The organism is Enterobacter sp. 198 (genome assembly GCF_009025585.1).
In the GTDB taxonomy this organism is placed as follows: Bacteria; Pseudomonadota; Gammaproteobacteria; order Enterobacterales; family Enterobacteriaceae; genus Enterobacter; species Enterobacter ludwigii.
In genome coordinates this window covers 82,139-103,047 of sequence record NZ_WCIM01000030.1, presented here as the reverse complement: position 1 = coordinate 103,047, position 20,909 = coordinate 82,139, and the positions used below count along the sequence as shown (strand labels likewise).

Genomic DNA, 20,909 nt, shown 5'->3' with positions numbered 1-20,909 from the left:
CACCTCCTCAGATAAGCCCGGCGTCGCGCGCCAGACGGCTCAGGTTGTTATACCCCAGACGGGCGTAGGTCAGCGGGTGAGCGATAGCAGGATCCTGCTCCGCCTCCACCACCAGCCAGCCGTGATAATCCTGCGCCTTCAGCAGCCGCATGATGGGCGGATAGTCCACGCAGCCGTCACCCGGTACGGTGAAGACCCCACTCAGCACCGCATCAAGGAAGCTGGTTTTGCGGTTTTTGACGTCCGCCAGCACGTCGGCGCGCACGTCTTTGCAGTGAACATGGTTAATGCGCGATGCCCAGCGCTGGGCCACCACCAGCGGATCAGCCCCGGCAAAGGTCAGATGGCCCGTGTCCAGCAGCAGGCCCACCTCTTCACCGGTATGGGTCATCAGGTTATCGACATCTTCAGCGGACTCAATGACCGTTCCCATATGGTGATGGTAGGCAATCTGCACCCCCTGCTGCTGCGTGTAACGGGCAAAAGCGGTCAGCTTCTCGCCGTACTCTTTCCAGCGCGCCTGAGGGAAGCGCGGGCGAAGATGAACCGGCGTCTGTTGCTCGCCGTGAATACAGCCGCTCACTTCGGCGAATACCAGCACCTTAGCCCCCAGTTCGCGCAGCAGCGTCAGGTGTGACTGCACGGCGGCAATCTCCTCCTCCACGCTACGCTCCAGCAGACGCCCTGAATACCAGCCGGAGACCAGCTGCAGATCGTGGCGCTGCAAAATGGGGCCAAGCAGGCGCGCCTCACGCGGGAATTTATTGCCCAGTTCGAAACCGGCAAAACCGGCCTCTTTCCCTTCGCTCAGACAGGTATCCAGCGGCGTCTCCGCGCCGAGTGAAGGCAGATCGTCGTTCGTCCATGTCAGCGGGTTAATGCCTAATTGCACACTCATTGTCGTCTCCTGAATTATGCGTGTCCGCGCTCGCGCCACCAGGCGATAAGCTGCAGGTAATTGTCCCGGATGCGTGCCACCAGCTGCGCATCGTCAATATCGTGTTTCAGCCATGCACGGGACGCATCGCCAAACAGCGTGCGTCCTACGGCAAAGCCCTTCACCAGCGCGTGTCCCGAGGCGGCTTTAAAATCAGCGCGAAGCTGCTCAGCCGGGGCGTCCAGCCCGAGGATCACCACGCCACGGCAGTGTGGATCCCGACGTTCAATAATCTCGCTCAGCGCCGTCCAGCCATCGGCAGAGAGTGGCGGCAGTTTCCACCAGTCGGGATAAATCCCCAGGTTGTAAAAACGCGAGATGGCGCGCAGGTAAAGCTCATCGCTGCGCGGCATGCTCGCAGGCAGGATCACCTCCAGCAGCAGTTCATGACCGGACTGGCAGCAGGCGTGGTAGACCTCTGCGATTTTCTGCTCCTGTTCCAGACGCAGGCCGTGCGCATCTTCCGGATGGAAAAAGACCAGGCATTTCACCACATGCTCCTGCGGCCAGCTGATGAGCTGCGTGCCGATGTTACCGTGCTCCATCTCCAGCGGCCGGGAGCCCGGCAGCTCAATCGGGCGGCCTATCCACCACCCTTCACCGGTAATCGCGTTCAGGGCATCCTGACCAAAAGTACCGTCACACAGCAGACCGGCTTTGCCCTCAAGCCCTGCGCTGCTGGCCGCCTCACGGCTGGCCTGCAGAATAAGCTGCTTCAGCGCCGGGATGCGCTTCAGGGATGCCCCGCACTGCAACGCCATATCTTCCAGCTGGCTGCGATGATCGAAGGCCATCACGCACAGCTCCGGCCACTCACGGCGGCGGGTGGTGACGCGGTGCAGATGGTTCAGGCGCACATCAAGATCGGGACGCGGCACCGACGCCGCACGCGACAGGTAGTCGTCCAGCTCAGCCTTGCTCGGCATCGCCGGGGCACAGCCGTGGCGGGACACCACCAGCGCACCACACGCGTTGGCATAGCGGCAGGCCTGCTCCCAGCCTTCGTCGTTCAGGTAGCCGCGCAGCAGGCCGGACATAAACGCGTCGCCCGCACCGAGCACGTTCAGCACCTCAACGCGCACGCCGGTCACCGTCAGCCCCTCATCCAGCCGGGGCGGTATAGCGTCGGTATACACCGAACAGCCAAGCGCGCCACGCTTGCAAACCAGCGTAGCGTTACTCACGGCGCGCACGCGACCCAGCGCCTGCAGGGTATCGGTACTGCCACCTGCAATGTGGAACTCTTCTTCGGTGCCGACAATGACGTCGAAAAGGTGCAGCACCTCCTGCAGTTCACGGGTCACGTTTTCTGCGGCAATAAAGCGCGTCTCCCCGTCCCCTAATGAGGTCAGCCCCCACAGCACCGGCCGGTAGTCGATATCCAGCACCGTACGAACACCGTGACGGCGGGCATAGTTAAGCGCCGTCAGCACCGCGTCACGGGTCTGAGGGTGCGAGAGATGGGTCCCGGTGATGGCAAGGCACCGTGCGGAGGCAATGTAGCGTTCGTCCACATCGCTGGCCGTGATGGCCATATCCGCGCAGTTATCGCGATAAAAAATCAGTGGAAAGGTGTCCCGGTCTTTAATGCCGAGGAGCACCAGCGCCGTCAGGCGTTCTTTGTCGGTGATCAGATGGCTGGTATCGCAGCCCACCTGGTGTAATTCTTCTCGCAGGAAGCGTCCCATATGTTCATCACCGACGCGTGCCAGCATCGATGAGCGCAGCCCCTGACGCGCCGTCCCGTAGGCCACGTTGCCGGACGAGCCGCCGAGATATTTCGCGAAGCTCGACACATCTTCAAGACGGGCACCAATTTGCTGACTGTAGAGGTCTACCGCCACGCGGCCCATGCATATCACATCAAACTGCTTTTCCACGTTGATACCTCATCAGACAATATCGTTCACGTTCAGCCAGCGGCCTTCCTGGTGCGAGAGTGCGATGGCGTCCAGCACCCGCGAAACCTTCCAGCCCTCTTCAAAGTCCGGCCACATCGGCACATCAGCGGCAATACCGTCGACCAGGTCGCGTACTTCCACCGTTTTTTGATCGTTAAAGCCGATACCATGGCCCGCCCCCATGCAAAACGCGCCATAGTCCGGATGTGACGGACCCACAAGCAGCGTGCGGAATCCCTGGCGGTTTACCGGGTCGTCATGCAGATAGAGCTTCAGTTCCGCCATCCGCTCCTGGGTAAAACTGATGGCCCCTTTGGTGCCGGTTATCACGTACGACAGTCCCATCTTGCGCCCGCAGGCGACGCGGGACGTTTCAATCACCCCTTGTGCTCCGCCGGCGAAACGGACCATCGCGTGCGCCTGATCTTCGTTTTCAACCGCAACGTTTTGCGACGAACCGGCCTGCGCCGGGCGTTCAGGCACAACAATTTTTAAATCACCGCAGACCTGCTGAATGTCCCCGACCAGATACTGCGCCATGTTGACGATATGCGCCGCCAGGTCCCCCAGTGCACCCAGCCCGGCGGTCTCTTTAAAACAGTGCCAGTGAATGGGAGAAAGCGGGTCGGCCATATAATCTTCGTTGTGGGTACCGTAGAAGTGGATCACCTCGCCAATCTCGCCGCGGGCGATGATCTCTTTCGCCAGCTGTGCCGTCGGGTTTTTCATGTAGTTAAAACCCACCAGCGTTTTCACCCCTGCCCGCTTCGCGGCGTCCACCATTTCACGTGCGTCATGGGCATTCAGCGCCAGCGGCTTTTCCGAGTAGACATGCTTACCGTGGCGAATGGCCTCCAGCGCCATCTCTTTATGCAGATGGTTGGGCGAGCATATATCCACGACATCAATCGCCGGGTCAGCCACCAGTGCCCGCCAGTCGCCGGTTGAGCGGTTGAAGCCAAAGGCCTGCGCCCGCTCTGCCGCCAGCGCGGGCGTCACTTCCGCCACCATCTCGCGCACCAGTTTGCCGCGCAGGGTAAATACCGTCGGCGCCTGGGCATAGGCGATGGCATGTGCCTTGCCGATATACCCGGTGCCAATCAATCCAATACGAACCTCTTTCATCCTGATCCTCACAATGCGCCGCGACGGCTCTTGGCATAGGTGTCGAATGCCACCGCCAGAACGATAATTAATCCGGTGATTATTTGCTGGTAATAGGCCGAGACGTTCATCAGCACCAGACCGTTAATCAGGATCCCCATAATGATGGAACCAATGATGGTGCCGCCGATGCGTCCATAGCCGCCCATCAGCGAAGTGCCGCCGATGACCACCGAGGCGATAACGCGCAGTTCAAAGGAGATCCCGGCGACCGCTTCCGCACTGCCAAGACGAGCGCTGAGAATAAAGCCCGCCAGTCCCGCCAGACAGCCAATCAGCACATAGACACTCACCAGCACGCGCTTCACGTTGACCCCCGCCAGGCGCGCTGCCTCCGGGTTACCGCCGATGGCATAGACGAAGCGTCCCCAGCGGGTTTTATGCAGCGCCAGATACCCGCCAAGCGCCACGATGGCGAAAATCCAGATTGGAATGGAGATGCCAAGCAGCTCCCCGCGTCCCCACCAGCGGTAACCCGGGTCGAAACCTGCAATGGGCGCGCCGTCGTTGATCACCAGCGTCAGGCCACGCCAGATGGTCATCCCGCCGAGCGTGACGATAAACGGCGGCAGGCGCAGGCGGGTTACGCCCAGGCCGTGCAGGAAGCCAATCGCCGTGCCCATCGCCAGACAAATCCCCAGCCCAATCAGCCAGCTCATGCCGCCCCAGGCGTTCGGATCAACGGTGGTGAAGTTGTCGCCCTTAATCACGTATGCAGCGGTCATGGCGCAGACCGCCAGAATGGAGCCGACAGAAAGATCGATACCGGCAGTCAGAATGACGAAGGTCATCCCCACGGCCATGATCCCGTAGATGGACACCTCGGTCAGGATGTTGAAAATATTGCGTTCAGAGAAAAAATTGCTGTTCTGCGACTGAAAGAAAATCAGCAGCAGGATCATGAAAATCAGTACCCCGAAGCGCTCGAAGAAGGCGATGGGATCGAGGCGTCCGCTGCGTTTCACCGGAACCTGCGTTTTAGAAATCATCTGCGTCATGGAAAACTCCGTTATGCCGCGTTGAGGGCGTTGTGGTTGATGGCCATCATCGTCATCAGCCGCTCTTCGTTAGCGTCGTCGCCGTGGATCTCACCGGTCACCCGGCCTTCACTGAGCGTGATGATCCGATCGGATACCGCCATCACTTCAGGCAGATCGGAGGAGATCACGATCACCGCCACGCCCTGTTTGGCCATATCAAACAGCACCTGGTGCACTTCCGACTTGGTGCCCACGTCGATACCGCGCGTCGGCTCATCGACAATCAGCACCCGAGGGTTCAGCGCCATGCAGCGCGCCAGGATAACTTTCTGCTGGTTACCGCCGGAGAGCTTGCGCACCTCCTGCGCGCTGTTGACCATTTTGATCTGCAGCGCCTTGCGGTAGGACTCAATCAGATCGTCCTCTTTGCGGGTATTCACAAACCAGCGCCACTGCATCAGAGAAGAGAGACTGGAGAGCGACAGGTTGTCGCGAATCGATAACCCCAGCACCGCCCCCTCTTTCTTGCGATCTTCCGGGACCAGCGCGATGCCCTGCTCAAGGGCGTACATCGGGTCGCGCGGTTGATACGGGACGCCGTCCAGTTCAAAGCTGCCCGAGGTAAAGGCATCCGCCCCGAACAGGCAGCGCGCCACTTCGGTGCGCCCTGCACCCACCAGGCCGGCAATGCCCAGTACTTCTCCGGCGTGGACATGGAAGCTAATGTCATGCAGGGCAATGCCGTGCGGATCCAGCGGCGGTTTTTCGCGGCTCAGCCCTTTTACTGCCAGACGAACCGGCTTGTTTTCATGATGGGTTTCGCTGGCGGGACGACGATTAAAGGCCACGTCACGCCCCACCATCAGACGGATCAGCTGCTCGACATTGGTTTGCGCCACGGCGCCACTGCCGGTGAAACGGCCGTCCTGGAAAACGGTAAAGCGATCGCAAAGCTGGAAAACTTCGTGCAGTCGGTGGGTAACGTAAATAATGCTCACCCCCCGGTTTTTCAGCTCGCGCACCACGCGGTGCAGGCTTTCCACCTCGCTGTCGCTCAGCGCCGCGGAGGGTTCATCCATGATGATCAGCCTGGCGTTCAGCGTTAGCGCCCGGGCAATCTCGACCATCTGCTGCTGGGCTACGCTCAGACGGGCGACAGGCGTGGTTGGCGCAACGTTCAGCTGCAGATAATCGAGGATCACTTGCGCCTCCTGGTTCACCGCTTTTTCGTCGACAATCAGGTTACGTTTACGCGGCTCACGCCCGAGAAACATGTTTTCCGCGACGGTCATATTGGGCAGCAGGTTAAATTCCTGATAGATAGTGATAATGCCCTTGTTCTGCCGCTCAACCGGTGAATCGTCCACCGGCAGCGTGTCGCCGTTGAACCAGATATCCCCGCGCGTTTGCGGCTGTGCGCCCGCCAGGGCTTTCAGCAGCGTGGATTTCCCCGCTCCGTTCTCACCCAGCAGCGCGTGGATCTCCCCGGCACCGACGGTGAGCTGTGCGCTGCTCAGCGCCCAGACACCAGAAAAGCTTTTTGCCAGGTCGGTCACTTTCAGTAAGGGTTGCGACATCGGTCTGCTCCTCCTTAATAGTGAGCCGCCACCTGTGCGGCGGCTCCGGATAAATCAGTTACCGGCCTCACTGATGCGCTCAGCCTGCTGCAGATTTTCTTTGGTGATAAGCGTTGGCGGGTAGTCCGCGCCGGTGATGGCTTTCTTCTCACGCACGTTGGCCACCAGCTGGCTCATCGCCGTTTGTACCGCGAAGCCCGGGCGTTGATCCGCCGTGACCGCCAGCCAGCCGTCGCGCACGCGCGCCAGCGCCTCAGGGACCGCGTCAAAGCCGGTCACCAGAATTTCACCTGGCTTCACGCCCTGGCCCTGCAGCGCTTCAATTGCGCCGAGTGCCATGTCGTCATTGGCGGAGAGGATCACCTGTGGGCGTTTCGGCAGTGACGGCAGAACGCTTTCCACAATGCGCATCCCTTCAGAGCGCATCCAGTTGCCGGTCTGATCGGCAACGATCTTGTACTTGTCCCCGCCCGCCTTCAGGCTGTCGCGGATCCCTTTGGTACGTTCAATGTTGGAGGAGGAACCTGGCTGGCCGGTGAGCAGAATAATGTCTGCCCCGTTGGGGAATTTGCTTTTAACGAAGTCGCCAATCGCCTGACCGCCTTTGTAGTTGTTGGCACCAAAATGCGGCACCTTCTTCTGGCTGTCGACGGAGCGGTCAAGCGTCACAACGGGCAGATTCGCATCCTGAATTTCATCCACCGCGCTGGAGACGGCATTGACGTCATTCGGGGAGACGATGAACCCCTGCGCACCACGGGTGATGGCGTTTTCCAGGTCAGCGACCTGTTTCGGCGAGCTGCCCTGCCCGTCCAGTACCTGAAGCTTTACGCCCATCTCTTTTGCGGCTTTTACCGCGGTACGCTGCATGTGAACTTCAAACGGCATCGCCAGGTTTGGTGTACTGAAAACAATTTGCTCGTTTTCGGCCATTGCTGCCCCGGCGGTCATGGCGATGAGGGCGGCTAAGATCAGTTTTTTCATTATTATGTCTCTCTGTGTAGGGTTGTTGTGTTTAGAGGACGATCTCACGCTGGCTACGCAGGGATTCCAGCGCTTTATCCGCCAGGTACAGCGCACGTTCACCATCATCGCCGCTACAGTCAGGCGTCGCTTCGCCGCACAGCACCGCAACAAAGTGTTCCCACTCCGCGGCGTAAGCGGATTTGTAGCGCTGCAGGAAGAAGTGTTCCGGCAGCGCGCCGGTGCAGCCCTGTTTGCCGTAGTGCTGCACCTGATTTTCAAGAATATTGCCCGCGCACAGCAGGCCTTCTGAGCCGTGCAGCTCCAGGCGCTGGTCGTAGCCATAAGAAGAGCGGCGGCTGTTGACGATGGTCGCCATCGCACCGGAGGCATACTTCAGTACGATAAACGCGGTATCGATATCCCCCGCCTCGCCAATCGCCGGATCCACCAGATTGCTGCCCTGGGCATACACCGACACCGGCTCTTCGCCCATGATGAAGCGCGCCATATCAAAATCGTGAATGGTCATGTCGCGGAACATACCGCCGGAAACGCGCACATATTGCGCCGGTGGCGGGGACGGGTCGCGGGAGATAATCAGCAGCGATTCGGGCTTACCGATCCGCCCGGCCTGCACCTCAGTTTTGACCCGGCGAAACTGCGGGTCAAAGCGGCGGTTAAAACCGATAAACAGCGGTACGTTGTACTCGTTAACCACTTTCAGGCAGTCGCGCACGCGGGCAAGATCCAGGTGTACCGGCTTTTCACAGAAGATCGCTTTGCCGTGGCGGGCGGCCATCTCAATCAGATCCGCGTGGGTGTCCGTCGCAGACGCGATCAGCACGGCATGAACGTTTGGGTCGCTCATCGCGTCCTCCAGGCTCTGCAAACGAGCCTGATATTGCGTGGCGAGGCGGGTGGCAAATTCCTGATTCGGGTCGACCACAGACCAGAGCGTGGTCTCACTGTGGCTGGCGATGTTAGCTGCATGTACCTGGCCAATTCGGCCAGCGCCCAGTAAAGCAATGTTAAACATAACGGCTCCCGGTGTTGGTGAATGCTGTGAACTAACGACCCCTTAAATAAAACATTTATTTCATTTTTATAAATAGTGAAAATTATATTTTTGAGTGCGGGTTAACACTTTTGAGATGATTGAGATAAATTTTGTTATCAATCTCACAACATGGAAGAAGGTGCTACTAACCCCTCACCCCTGCCCTCTTCCCAAAGGGGCGAGGGAGAAAAGAGTGCACCACACCATCCCCTCTCCCCTTTGGGGAGAGGGTTAGGGTGAGGGGAAAATGAAATGAAAATTTCGTTACGGCGGGAAAACTTAATACTGGCGTGCTTTTTTCAGCTGCGCCTGGGTTTGCTCGGCGGCTTTGCGCACCGCAGACGATCCCGCGACCTGCGCATCACCGGTTCGCCACCATGACGCGTAATCATGGGTCATGGTTTTCGGCAGCACTTTGATATCCAGCAGCGTTGGGCCAGGATGCGCCCGCGACGCCGCCAGCGCCGCCAGCAGACTCTGCTCGTCGTGGACCCGCCACGCGCGACAGCCGTAGCTTTCCGCGTTCTGGGCGAAATCGACTTTCACCAGCGGCCCGTCAAGCCGGCCTGAATCTGGATTTCGATGACGGTTTTCCGTACCGAAGCTCCCCATCCCGTGCCCCATCTGCAGGTTATTAATGCAGCCGAAGCTGGCATTATCAAACAGCAAAACGGTGACGTTGATCCCCTCCTGCACCGCGGTTTGTAGCTCGGAGTGCAGCATCATGTAGGAGCCATCCCCCACCATGGCGTAAACCGGCTGATGCGGGCTGGCAAGCTTCGCGCCTATCGCCGCGGCAATCTCATACCCCATGCAGGAGTAGCCGTACTCCAGGTGGTAACTGTCCGGCGTCTTCACCTGCCAGAGGCGCTGTAAATCCCCGGGCAGCGATCCGGCCGCGCCCACAACGATGGCGTTATCTTCGATATGTTGATTGATAAGCCCCAGCACCCGCGTCTGGGTCAAACGGGTGTTGAGCGCCTCACCGTATTCCGCCAGCTGCGCATCAAGGTGCCCTGCCACTTCAGGCGCATCGTCGGGATGCCACTGACGGCCCCATAAGCGCTGGCACTCCGCATGCCAGGCTGATTTCGCCTGAGCGATCTCCTCTCCCCAGTGGCTTCGGTACGCCGGGAGCGCCTGCGTTAACGCGTGCAGCCCGGTTTGCGCATCGGCAATCAGCGCCGTGGCATCCAGTTTCAGGGCATCAAACTCGGCGACGTTCAAAAGCAGGAACTCGACGTCCGGATGGGAAAAGAGCGCTTTGGAGCCGGTGGTAAAGTCCGTCAGGCGCGTGCCGATGCCAATCACCAAATCCGCCCTGGGTGCAAGCTGGTTAGCGGCCATTCCGCCCGTCACACCGATCCCCCCCAGATTAAGGGGGTGATCGCTTACCAGCGCCCCCTTTCCGGCCTGGGTTTCGGCAAACGGCAGTTGCAGCGTCTCGACAAATTCCCGAAATGCCTCATGCGCGCCGGAATAACGCACGCCCCCGCCACACACCACCAGCGGACGGCGTTTACGGGCAATCAACGCCTGTGCCTGGGCCAGACGCTGGGGGTCAGGCGGACGGCGTTCAATGTGATGCACGCGACGCGCAAAGAAGCTCAGGGGATAATCCCAGGCTTCGCCCTGTACGTCCTGCGGCAGGCAAATGGTCACTGCTCCCGTCGCTGCAGGGTCAGTAAGCGTTCGCATCGCATTTAACATCGCGCTCATTAACTGTTCGGGACGGTTAATGCGGTCCCAGTAGCGTGAAACGGGACGGAAGCAGTCGTTGGTGCTGATACTGAGATCGTGGTACTGCTCGATTTGCTGCAAAACCGGATCGGGCTGGCGGCTGGCATAGATATCCCCCGGTAACAGCAGGAGCGGAATGCGGTTCGCGGTGGCGGTCGCCGCGGCCGTCACCATATTAGCCGCGCCGGGCCCGACGGATGAGGTGACGGCAAAAATGCGCCGACGGCGATGCTGTTTGGCGAATCCGGTCGCCATATGGGCGATGCCCTGTTCGTTACACCCCTGCATCACCTGCAGGTGGCCAGGATCCTGCTCCAGTGCCTGGCCGATACCCAGCACGTTGCCGTGACCAAAAATGGTCGCCACGCCTTCCACGAAGGGCGTTTCGTGTCCATCAATGGAGACATATTGTTGATTAAGGAATCTGACCAGGGCCTGAGCCATGGTCATACGTTCGGTTTGCATAAAACCTCCTGTCAGCCCAGCGTCGGCATGGAGAACGCAGCGCCAGTCTCCTGCTGCATTTCCGGCCAGCGTGCGGTGATGGTTTTCATTCGGGTGTAGAAACGCACACCGTCGTTGCCGTGGACATTCAGCGCACCAAAGATCGAACGCTTCCAGCCACCAAAACTGTGGAACGCCATCGGCACCGGGATCGGCACGTTCACCCCAACCATCCCCGCCTGCACCTCTTCGCAGAAGCGGCGCGCGCAGCCACCGTCACGGGTAAATATTGCCGAGCCATTACCATATTCATGCCGGTTAATCAGGTCCACCGCGCTGCTGTAATCTGCAACACGCACCACAGAAAGTACCGGCCCGAAAATCTCTTCTTTATAAATGGTCATCTCCGGCGTGACGTTATCGAACAGCGTTGGTCCGACAAAATAGCCCTGCTCGTGGCCTTTCACGCTGAACCCACGGCCATCCACGCGCAGGCGGGCTCCCTGGGTTTTCCCGCTGCCGATATAGCCCAGCACTTTGTTACGGTGTGCCGAGGAGATAAGCGGCCCCATTTCATTCTCTGGCGTCTGGTCCAGACCCGGCCCGACGCGCAGCGCAGCAATCTGTTTTTCCAGCCGGGAACAGAGTTCATCAGCGGTGTTATCCCCCACCGCCAGCACCACCGACAGCGCCATGCAACGTTCTCCCGCCGCGCCGAAGGCAGCGCCCATAATCGCGTTCGTCGCCATATCCATATCGGCATCCGGCATTAAGATGCAGTGGTTTTTTGCCCCGCCCAGTGCCTGACAGCGTTTACCGTGGGCGGAGGCGGTCTCGTAAATGTATTGGGCGATCGGCGTTGAACCGACAAAGCTCACAGCCTGCACGCGTGGGTCAGTCAGCAGCACGTCAACCGACTCTTTATCGCCCTGCACCACGTTAAACACGCCGTCTGGCAGGCCGGCGTCTTTCAGCAGTTTTGCCAGCGCGAGCGCCAGAGAGGGATCTTTTTCCGACGGTTTCAGCACGAACGTGTTGCCGGTGGCCAGCGCAATCGGGAACATCCACATCGGCACCATTGCCGGGAAATTAAACGGCGTGATCCCGGCACATACGCCGAGCGGCTGCATCAACGAGTGGCTGTCGACACCGGTGCCGACGTTAGCGGAGTGCTCACCTTTTTGCAGATGCGGGATGCCACAGGCAAACTCCACCACTTCCAGGCCGCGGGTCAGCTCGCCCACCGCGTCGGAGAAGACTTTGCCATGCTCTTCGCTGATGATGCGGGCCAGGCGCTCCATGTTCTCTTCCAGCAGCGCTTTGAAGCGGAACATCACGCGTGCGCGTTTAAGTGGAGAATGACGCGCCCAGCCAGGAAAAGCCTGCTGTGCTGCGGCAATCGCCTGTTCGGTTTCCTGTGCCGTACTCATCACCACCTGGCGGATCTGCTCTCCGGTGGCCGGGTTGAAGATTGCCTGAACGCGCTGGCCTGAACCGGTGACACACTCGCCGTGAATAAAATTCGCTACCGTCTCCATCCTTAACCTCTCGCTGTTGATACGTGACTGTTACCTGAACACTATATATGAAACAAATATTCCATTTTAAGTTGAAATAAAATAAATGATGATTATTGTGATCAAGGATGGATTTTTATGTTAACAGCCACCATCACCGGTGCAGCCTGCGCTATTAAGGCATTTCAGGCGTTGAAAAGCGTGAAGCTTCTGTTTCATTTTTGAGGCCAGATGGACGGCCGGCATTTAAAAGACGCGGTTTTGCGTTTAGAATCATAAAACTATGCATAGGGGGTAAAATGACCACAGCAACCAGCCTGAATGAGCTGCAGCAGCAAATCCGCGATCGCTACGATAGCCTGAGCAAGAGGCTGCAGCAGGTCTCCCGCTATGTGCTGGATAATACCAACAGCGTGGCCTTTGATACGGTCGCCGTCATTGCCGAGCGTGCCGATGTGCCGCCGTCAACGCTGATCCGTTTTGCCAATGCTTTTGACTTCACCGGCTTCAACGAGATGAAACAGCTGTTTCGTATGAATCTGGTGGAAGAGACCGCCAGCTACAGTGACCGCGCCCGGCTGTTTCGCGAAATGGAAAGTCAGGCCGTCCCGGAAACCCCGCTCGATATTCTGCAGGAGTTCGCCCGTTCAAATGCGCAGGCCCTCCAGCAGCTGGCCGCCCGCGCCGAGCCGGAGATGCTGGAACGCGCCGTGCAGTTGCTGGCCGACGCCGACACAATCTATATCGCCGGGTTACGCCGCTCGTTTAGCGTCGCCGCCTATCTGACCTACGCCCTGAGCCACCTGGAGTGTCGCCCTATTCTGCTCGACGGAATGGGGGGGATGCTGCGTGAGCAGATCAACCGCATCAAGGCACAGGATATTGTGGTATCGATCAGCTTCTCGCCGTATGCGGAAGAGACGGTGATGGTCAGCGAAACCGCCGCCAGCGTCGGCGCGCGGCAGATTGTGATCACCGACAGCCAGATAAGCCCGCTGGCCACCTTCAGCGATCTCTGTTTTGTGGTGAAAGAGGCGCAGGTTGACGCGTTTCGCTCGCAGTCGGCGACGCTGTGCCTCGTGCAGTCGCTGGTGGTAGCGCTGGCATATCGGCTGGGCAGTGGGAAGTAACGGAGAATAAAAAACCCCCTGCGCAAGCAGAGGGTTTGGGGTGATATCAGGGGAAAATCATTCCCACTCAATCGTAGCCGGTGGCTTACCGCTGATGTCATACACCACGCGGGAGATACCGTTCACTTCGTTTATAATGCGGTTAGAGACGCGGCCCAGGAAGTCGTACGGCAGGTGCGCCCAGTGCGCGGTCATGAAGTCGATGGTTTCTACCGCACGCAGGGAAACAACCCAGTCGTACTTACGGCCATCGCCCATCACGCCGACAGAGCGCACCGGCAGGAACACGGTGAACGCCTGGCTCACTTTGTTGTACAGGTCAGCTTTGTGCAGCTCTTCAATGAAGATAGCGTCCGCGCGACGCAGCAGGTCACAGTACTCTTTCTTCACTTCGCCCAGCACACGCACGCCCAGACCTGGACCCGGGAACGGGTGACGGTAGAGCATGTCGTATGGCAGACCCAGTTCCAGGCCGATCTTACGTACTTCATCTTTGAACAGCTCACGCAGCGGTTCAACCAGGCCCATCTTCATCTCTTTCGGCAGGCCGCCCACGTTGTGGTGAGATTTGATGACGTGTGCTTTACCGGTTGCGGAAGCCGCAGATTCAATCACGTCAGGGTAAATGGTGCCCTGCGCCAGCCATTTAACGTCTTCCAGCTTCAGCGCTTCTTCATCGAACACTTCAACGAAGACACGACCGATGATTTTACGTTTCGCTTCCGGATCGTTCTCGCCGGCCAGCGCGTCGAGGAAGCGCTTCTCGCCTTCCACGTGAATGATGTTCAGACCGAAGTGGTCGCCGAACATATCCATAACCTGCTGCGCTTCGTTCAGACGCAGCAGACCGTTGTCCACGAATACACAGGTCAGGTTTTTGCCGATTGCGCGGTGCAGCAGCATCGCGGTGACAGAGGAGTCAACACCGCCGGACAGGCCGAGGATCACTTTGTCATTGCCAACCTGCTGGCGGATACGCTCAACGGCGTCGTCGATGATTTTTGCTGGCGTCCACAGTGCTTCACACTGGCAGATATCACGCACGAAGCGTTCCAGCATGCGCATACCCTGACGGGTGTGGGTCACTTCCGGGTGGAACTGCACACCGTAGAAGCGTTTTTCTTCGTTCGCCATAATCGCAAACGGGCAGTTATCGGTGCTGGCAACGGTCACAAAGTCAGACGGGATGGCGGTGACTTTGTCGCCGTGGCTCATCCACACGTCCAGCAGCGGTTTGCCGTCTGCGGTCAGGGAGTCTTCGATACCGCGAACCAGCGCGCTGTCCGTGACGACTTCAACCTGCGCGTAACCAAACTCACGCTCGTTAGACCCTTCTACGTGGCCGCCCAACTGCATGGCCATGGTCTGCATACCGTAGCAAACGCCGAATACCGGCACGCCCGCTTCAAACACGTACTGCGGTGCGCGTGGGCTGTTCTCTTCGGTGGTGCTTTCCGGGCCGCCGGACAGGATGATGCCGCTTGGATTGAATTCGCGAATCTGTGCTTCCGTGACATCCCATGCCCACAGTTCACAGTAAACGCCCAGTTCACGCACGCGACGCGCCACCAGTTGAGTGTACTGAGAACCAAAGTCCAGGATGAGAATGCGATGTTTATGAATGTTTTCCGTCATTGACGCTAATTCCGAGGCAAGTGAAACAAATACAGAGCGCCCGGCATGAGCCGGGCGCGGAAATTTATCAGGAGCCCAGACGGTAGTTCGGGGACTCTTTGGTGATCGTCACGTCGTGAACGTGGCTCTCCTGGATACCCGCACCGCTGATGCGTACGAATTCCGCTTTAGTACGCAGCAGGTCGATGGTACCACAGCCGGTCAGACCCATACAGGAGCGCAGGCCGCCCATCTGCTGGTGAATGATCTCTTTCAGGCGGCCTTTATAGGCAACGCGGCCTTCGATACCTTCCGGTACCAGTTTGTCAGCGGCGTTATCGCTCTGGAAGTAACGGTCGGAAGAGCCTTTAGACATCGCGCCCAGGGAGCCCATACCACGGTAAGATTTGTAAGAACGGCCCTGGTAGAGTTCGATTTCGCCCGGGGATTCTTCAGTACCGGCCAGCATGGAGCCAACCATGACGGCTGCAGCACCTGCAGCGATCGCTTTCGCGATGTCGCCAGAGAAGCGGATACCGCCGTCAGCGATAACCGGAATACCGGTGCCTTCCAGCGCTTCAACCGCGTCGGATACCGCGGTGATCTGCGGAACGCCTACGCCAGTCACGATACGGGTGGTACAAATAGAGCCAGGACCGATACCGACTTTCACCGCGCTGCAGCCTGCTTCAGCCAGTGCGCGAGCGCCTGCGCCCGTTGCAACGTTACCGCCGATGATCTGCAGGTCTGGGTATTTCGCACGGGTTTCACGAATACGTTGCAGAACGCCTTCAGAGTGGCCGTGAGAGGAGTCAATCAGCAGTACGTCAACGCCCGCAGCCACCAGCGCGTCAACACGCTCTTCGTTACCTGCACCCGCGCCAACGGCAGCACCTACGCGCAGACGGCCATGCTCGTCTTTACAGGCGTTAGGTTTACGTTCTGCTTTCTGGAAATCTTTAACGGTGATCATGCCCAGCAGGTGGAAGTTCGCGTCCACAACCAGTGCTTTCTCAACGCGCTTCTCGTGCATTTTAGCCAGCACGACGTCACGGGTTTCGCCTTCACGGACGGTTACCAGACGCTCTTTCGGGGTCATGTATACGCTGACAGGCTGGTTCAGGTCAGTCACGAAACGCACGTCACGGCCGGTGATGATGCCCACCAGTTCGTTATCTTCGGTGACAACCGGGTAACCGGCGAAACCGTTACGTTCGGTCAGGGCTTTCACTTCGTGCAGGGTAGTGGTTGGCAGAACGGTCTGTGGGTCAGACACGATACCGGATTCATGTTTCTTCACGCGGCGAACTTCTTCAGCCTGACGCTCGATAGACATGTTTTTATGAATAAAGCCGATGCCACCTTCCTGTGCCAGGGCGATAGCCAGGCGCGCTTCAGTCACGGTGTCCATTGCCGCAGAGAGCATAGGAATGTTCAGGCGAATCGTTTTCGTCAACTGCGTGCTGAGATCGGCAGTATTCGGCAGAACGGTGGAATGAGCGGGAACGAGGAGGACGTCGTCAAACGTCAGTGCTTCTTTAGCGATACGTAGCATGGGCAATATCTCTGACCTGGTGGGTGGTTAAATATTGCCGTGGCATTATACAGAGCGTAACCGATTGCATCCACACTTTTTTATAAAAAAACCTTGCACTCCCCTCTCAGCAGGTTACTATCGACTGAATAACTTGCTGATTTAGAATTTGATCCCGCTCACATGTTATCCACTCAATCCCCCTCAATTTTTACTGTCAGCCGCCTTAATCAGACGGTTCGTTTGCTGCTTGAGCAGGAAATGGGGCAGGTCTGGATCAGCGGTGAAATCTCTAACTTCACGCAGCCTTCATCTGGTCACTGGTACTTCACATTAAAAGACGACACCGCTCAGGTGCGCTGTGCAATGTTCCGCAACAGCAACCGCCGCGTGACGTTTCGCCCTCAGCATGGTCAGCAGGTTCTGGTTCGTGCCAATATCACCCTGTATGAGCCGCGCGGCGATTACCAAATCATCGTCGAAAGTATGCAGCCTGCGGGCGAAGGTGTGTTGCAGCAGAAATACGAACAGCTAAAAGACAAACTCTCGCAAGAGGGTCTGTTCGATCAGCAGTTCAAAAAACCGCTCCCCTCACCTGCCCACTGCGTTGGGGTGATTACGTCAAAAACCGGGGCGGCACTGCACGACATTCTTCATGTCCTCAAACGCCGCGACCCGTCCCTGCCCGTTATCATCTACCCGACCGCTGTTCAGGGTGATGACGCACCGGGTCAGATTGTCCGCGCCATTGAACTTGCAAACGCACGTCAGGAATGCGACGTGCTGATTGTCGGGCGTGGCGGCGGTTCGCTGGAAGACCTGTGGAGCTTTAACGACGAACGCGTGGCACGGGCCATTTTCGCAAGCCAGATCCCGGTCGTCAGCGCCGTCGGCCACGAAACGGACGTGACGATAGCTGATTTTGTGGCGGATTTACGCGCGCCAACGCCCTCCGCAGCCGCGGAAGTGGTGAGCCGCAATCAGCTGGAGCTGCTGCGTCAGCTGCAGAATGGTCAGCAGCGCCTGGAAATGGCGATGGACTATTTCCTGGCCAACCGGACGCGCCGGTTTACTCAGCTTCATCATCGCCTGCAACAGCAGCATCCGCAATTGCGGCTGGCCCGTCAGCAAACCGTGCTGGAACGTCTGCGTCAGCGAATGAACGTCGCGCTGGATATTCAGCTCAAGCGCGCGGTCTCGCGCCAGCAGCGTATTACTCAGCGCCTGAACCAGCAGAACCCACAGCCGAAGATTTATCGCGCGCAAACGCGTATCCAACAGCTTGAGTATCGACTGGCAGACACTATCCGTGCACGTCTTAGCACCACACGTGAACGCTTTGGCAACGCGGTCACCCACCTCGAGGCGGTCAGCCCGCTCTCAACGCTGGCACGAGGCTATAGCGTAACGACCGCCACCGACGGTAAAGTGCTGAAGCAAACGAAGCAGGTGAAAGCCGGAGATGTTCTCACCACCCGTCTGTCAGACGGCTGGGTTGAGAGCGAAGTGAAAGAGATTAAACCGGTGAAAAAAACGCGCCAGCGAAAAACCGGATAATTCTTCGTCGGTTACAAACTATACTGCTGCTATTCCCTTTTATCTGGCCTTGCCCGAACTAAGGAGAGCAGCATGTCTTATCTTCACAGCGTCATTCCCCCCTATATTCTTCGTCGCATTATCGAAAGTGGCTCTGAGCCGCAGCAGCGCTGCGCCCGTCAGACGTTAACGCATGTGCAAACGCTCATGGCGCATATGCCGGGCAAACCCGCCGCGCCGCACGTCAATAAAGCCGGTCAACTGGAGCGTGATATTTACGATGCCAGACAGACGCAGGAGCTGCCGGGTACCCAGGTGCGTTATGAGGGCCAGCCGTCAAATGGCGATGTGGCCGTTGATGAAGCCTACAATTATTTGGGGGTCACCCATGATTTCTTCTGGAAAATGTATCAGCGCGATTCGCTTGATAATAAAGGCCTGATCCTGACCGGTACCGTGCACTATGGCCGGGAATATCAGAACGCCTTCTGGAATGGTCAGCAGATGGTCTTTGGTGATGGCGACGGCGAAATATTTAACCGCTTTACTATTGCCATTGACGTCGTGGCCCACGAGCTAAGCCACGGTGTCACCGAGACCGAAGCCGGGCTTATCTATTTTGAGCAGTCTGGCGCACTGAATGAATCATTGTCAGATGTGTTTGGCTCGCTGGTCAAACAGTACCACCTCAAACAGACCGCCGATGAAGCCGACTGGCTGATTGGTGAGGGGCTGCTGGCAGACGGTATTAACGGCAAAGGGCTGCGCTCCATGTCAGCGCCCGGCACCGCCTATGACGATCCTCTGCTCGGTAAAGACCCGCAGCCTGGGCACATGAAAGACTTTATCAAAACGCGCGAAGACAACGGCGGTGTACACCTGAATTCAGGTATTCCCAACCGGGCGTTTTATCTGGCCGCGAAGGCGATTGGGGGTCATGCCTGGGAAAAAGCGGGATATGCCTGGTACGACACAGTTTGCGACCGTCACCTGGCGCAAGATGCCGATTTTGAGGCCTTCGCAAAACTGACGGTTGCCCACGGCGAGAAACGGTCCGGTGGCGACGTGGCGGCTGCGATAAAACAAGCCTGGGAACAGGTGGGAGTGCTGTAAATGCAGGTTCCGGAACTCACAGATGACGCCGTCGTTGAGCTGGCCCGCGAAGGCGGCGTCGCTTTTATTCCTAAGCTAAGCGGCCAACGCACCATTACGCTTTCGTCACTCAATGAGGCCCAGCGTCAGCGCGTGGTAAGCATCCTGGAGCAGGCATTTCCACGCGGCCAGCCGCCGGGTGAACCCACCTCGCCGGGGAGTGGCGATCAGCGTTATTTTCGCATCCAGATAATCTGGACTCAGCACAATCAGGCCCAGTACACCGATATGATTGTGCTGGTGCCTGAGCAGGAAGCCCCTGAGTCGCTGGTCGAGCTATGGCAGAAAGGCGAAGGCTGCGTGTGTGATTAAGCCTCAGCCGGGACAAACTCCACGCGCTTTTTAGAAATCAGGCCGTGGCCGTTCTGGCAGAAGTAATCCACCGCACCGCAGGCTTTTAAGACCTGGAGTGGCTGATGACACTCCGGGCAGCGGGCTTCGAGCGCGATATCTTTATCGCAGTGCTCACAGTGGGCGACGCCATTTTGCACTTCAAGCTCTGCGTGGCAATCCGGGCAGGTAATCGACATGATGACTCCTTTGCTGGGCATTCTGTAATACGTTGATATTAACACGCAGCACTCAGTGCGGGCCACGCAGCTGTTGCTGTAAGGTCAGCAGCAGTTCTACTTCCGCCATTCGACGGCGTGTCGTCCGGCTCACTTCTTCCGGGTCACATTCGAACAGACTTTTCTGCCCCAGAATGCGCTCTGCCAGGCAGTGCATATAAATCGTGCCTGGAATATGCCAGCGCTGAACCCGATCGCCGTCCGTCAGCACGAGCACATCTTCTGCTCCGTGACGATCGTGGCTTATGACGCGCCCGTCATGCAGATACAGCCGTAACCCTTTTTGCCCGCCTGACGGTCCCGCATATTTGTTGAGCCAAATCTCCACCGGAATGCCACTAAGCTGCCCGCGAAGATGAGCGCTGCCCTCTGCCGTGGTGAGATCGCCCTGTTTGATCTCACGCCCAAGCCGGTCAGTAGCGGCCACCACCTGCAGCGTCATATCATCCCCGCCCCCCAGATAACGCACCGTTTCACGCAGCATCGCCAGCACATGCGTGCCGATGTCCAGGATAACGCCGTCAGGATGGCGAAGCGTGCGGGTGTCCACTTCACCCGTGGCGAAGTTAAGCGCGACAGGTTCTCCTTTTGCGTTAAACCCGCTCGGTTCCTGCAAAAAACCGTCAATTCTGGCGATATCAGCAAAAGTCCCGATCAGCCCAAGCTGAACCGTTGCGAGGCGCGCCATCCAGTGGTCAAGTGCGAGTACACGGGACGCCGCACCGGGCAACGCCAGCAGTCTGTTCAGTTTTTCGAGCTGCGAGAGCGTGGCGACGATGGGTTTTTCAACCACGATCCGCGCCACAGGAGACGCCAGGGCGTGCTCCAGCACCTCAAGATGCTGCAGAGAAGCCGTGGTAATAAACAGGGTATCAAGAGGATGCGAGAGAAGTTCGGTGAGAGAGGCGCAGCGCGTTACGCCTTCAGGGTGCCTGCCAGGCTGAACATCAAAACCCAGGCAGTGCAGTGAATCGCCATACAGATTGTGTAGTGCGGGTAAATAAGCGGTTTCCACCACCGCGCCAAGCCCAACAAACCCTAACAGCATCTTCTACCTCGTCGAGTAAATTACCGGGGCAAACGCCTGCCCC

17 protein-coding genes are annotated in these 20,909 nt (G+C 58.2%); 4 read left to right on the top strand and 13 right to left on the bottom strand.

What is annotated here, in order from left to right; translation table 11 throughout:
* Positions 1–7: 7 nt before the first annotated feature.
* The 9 genes from iolE to F8561_RS18660 form a co-directional block, all read right to left on the bottom strand.
* Positions 8–898 (bottom strand): myo-inosose-2 dehydratase, encoded by an 891-nt coding sequence (gene iolE, locus F8561_RS18700; RefSeq protein ID WP_047955947.1) that lies wholly within the window; start codon positions 896–898, stop codon positions 8–10.
* Positions 899–912: 14 nt separating this feature from the next.
* Positions 913–2,817, bottom strand: a complete 1,905-nt coding sequence (locus tag F8561_RS18695; RefSeq protein ID WP_151887772.1) for a bifunctional 5-dehydro-2-deoxygluconokinase/5-dehydro-2-deoxyphosphogluconate aldolase — start codon at positions 2,815–2,817, stop codon at positions 913–915.
* A 12-nt stretch (positions 2,818–2,829) separates the two neighbouring features.
* A complete protein-coding gene (locus F8561_RS18690) occupies positions 2,830–3,963 on the bottom strand; it encodes a Gfo/Idh/MocA family protein (RefSeq protein ID WP_020883047.1) in 1,134 nt (377 codons plus the stop codon).
* An 8-nt stretch (positions 3,964–3,971) separates the two neighbouring features.
* Positions 3,972–5,000, bottom strand: coding sequence for an ABC transporter permease (locus tag F8561_RS18685; protein ID WP_014171147.1), 1,029 nt, complete (start codon positions 4,998–5,000; stop codon positions 3,972–3,974).
* A gap of 11 nt (positions 5,001–5,011) precedes the next feature.
* Positions 5,012–6,559: a sugar ABC transporter ATP-binding protein gene (locus F8561_RS18680; protein WP_014171148.1), complete on the bottom strand. Its 1,548-nt coding sequence runs from the start codon at positions 6,557–6,559 to the stop codon at positions 5,012–5,014.
* A 54-nt stretch (positions 6,560–6,613) separates the two neighbouring features.
* Entirely contained in the window at positions 6,614–7,543 is a 930-nt protein-coding gene (locus F8561_RS18675) for a sugar ABC transporter substrate-binding protein (protein ID WP_020883045.1), read from the bottom strand.
* Positions 7,544–7,574: 31 nt separating this feature from the next.
* The gene (gene iolG / locus F8561_RS18670; protein ID WP_151887771.1) at positions 7,575–8,561 is read right to left on the bottom strand and encodes an inositol 2-dehydrogenase; all 987 of its coding nucleotides are present in this window, start codon (positions 8,559–8,561) and stop codon (positions 7,575–7,577) included.
* Between the two features lie 300 nt (positions 8,562–8,861).
* Positions 8,862–10,787, bottom strand: a complete 1,926-nt coding sequence (iolD, locus tag F8561_RS18665) for a 3D-(3,5/4)-trihydroxycyclohexane-1,2-dione acylhydrolase (decyclizing) (protein WP_014171151.1) — start codon at positions 10,785–10,787, stop codon at positions 8,862–8,864.
* Positions 10,788–10,798: 11 nt separating this feature from the next.
* A complete protein-coding gene (locus F8561_RS18660) occupies positions 10,799–12,304 on the bottom strand; it encodes a CoA-acylating methylmalonate-semialdehyde dehydrogenase (protein ID WP_151887770.1) in 1,506 nt (501 codons plus the stop codon).
* A 278-nt stretch (positions 12,305–12,582) separates the two neighbouring features.
* Here F8561_RS18660 and F8561_RS18655 point away from each other — a divergent pair, with 278 nt between their 5' ends.
* Positions 12,583–13,413, top strand: coding sequence for a MurR/RpiR family transcriptional regulator (locus F8561_RS18655; protein WP_020883041.1), 831 nt, complete (start codon positions 12,583–12,585; stop codon positions 13,411–13,413).
* Between the two features lie 57 nt (positions 13,414–13,470).
* Here the strand turns inward: F8561_RS18655 and guaA are convergent, their stop codons facing one another.
* Both guaA and guaB read right to left on the bottom strand, forming a co-directional pair.
* Positions 13,471–15,048: a glutamine-hydrolyzing GMP synthase gene (gene guaA, locus F8561_RS18650; RefSeq protein WP_014171154.1), complete on the bottom strand. Its 1,578-nt coding sequence runs from the start codon at positions 15,046–15,048 to the stop codon at positions 13,471–13,473.
* A gap of 67 nt (positions 15,049–15,115) precedes the next feature.
* Positions 15,116–16,582: an IMP dehydrogenase gene (gene guaB, locus F8561_RS18645; protein ID WP_020883040.1), complete on the bottom strand. Its 1,467-nt coding sequence runs from the start codon at positions 16,580–16,582 to the stop codon at positions 15,116–15,118.
* A 162-nt stretch (positions 16,583–16,744) separates the two neighbouring features.
* On the opposite strand from guaB, the gene xseA reads away from it, so the two are divergent.
* The 3 genes from xseA (at position 16,745) to F8561_RS18630 (ending at position 19,561) form a co-directional block, all read left to right on the top strand.
* Positions 16,745–18,118: an exodeoxyribonuclease VII large subunit gene (gene xseA, locus F8561_RS18640; RefSeq protein ID WP_014171156.1), complete on the top strand. Its 1,374-nt coding sequence runs from the start codon at positions 16,745–16,747 to the stop codon at positions 18,116–18,118.
* 72 nt (positions 18,119–18,190) lie between these two features.
* Positions 18,191–19,210: a M4 family metallopeptidase gene (locus F8561_RS18635; RefSeq protein ID WP_014171157.1), complete on the top strand. Its 1,020-nt coding sequence runs from the start codon at positions 18,191–18,193 to the stop codon at positions 19,208–19,210.
* Positions 19,211–19,561 carry a protealysin inhibitor emfourin gene (locus F8561_RS18630; protein ID WP_020883037.1) on the top strand — a complete coding sequence of 117 codons (351 nt, stop codon included), beginning with the start codon at positions 19,211–19,213 and terminating at the stop codon, positions 19,559–19,561.
* Here the strand turns inward: F8561_RS18630 and F8561_RS18625 are convergent.
* Both F8561_RS18625 and F8561_RS18620 read right to left on the bottom strand, forming a co-directional pair.
* On the bottom strand, positions 19,558–19,779 hold the full coding sequence (locus F8561_RS18625) for a zinc ribbon domain-containing protein (RefSeq protein WP_025203470.1): 222 nt from the start codon (positions 19,777–19,779) through the stop codon (positions 19,558–19,560). The two genes, F8561_RS18630 and F8561_RS18625, sit on opposite strands and share 4 nt — an antisense overlap.
* Positions 19,780–19,831: 52 nt before the next feature.
* Positions 19,832–20,866, bottom strand: a complete 1,035-nt coding sequence (locus F8561_RS18620; protein ID WP_151887769.1) for a Gfo/Idh/MocA family oxidoreductase — start codon at positions 20,864–20,866, stop codon at positions 19,832–19,834.
* Positions 20,867–20,909: the final 43 nt, after the last annotated feature.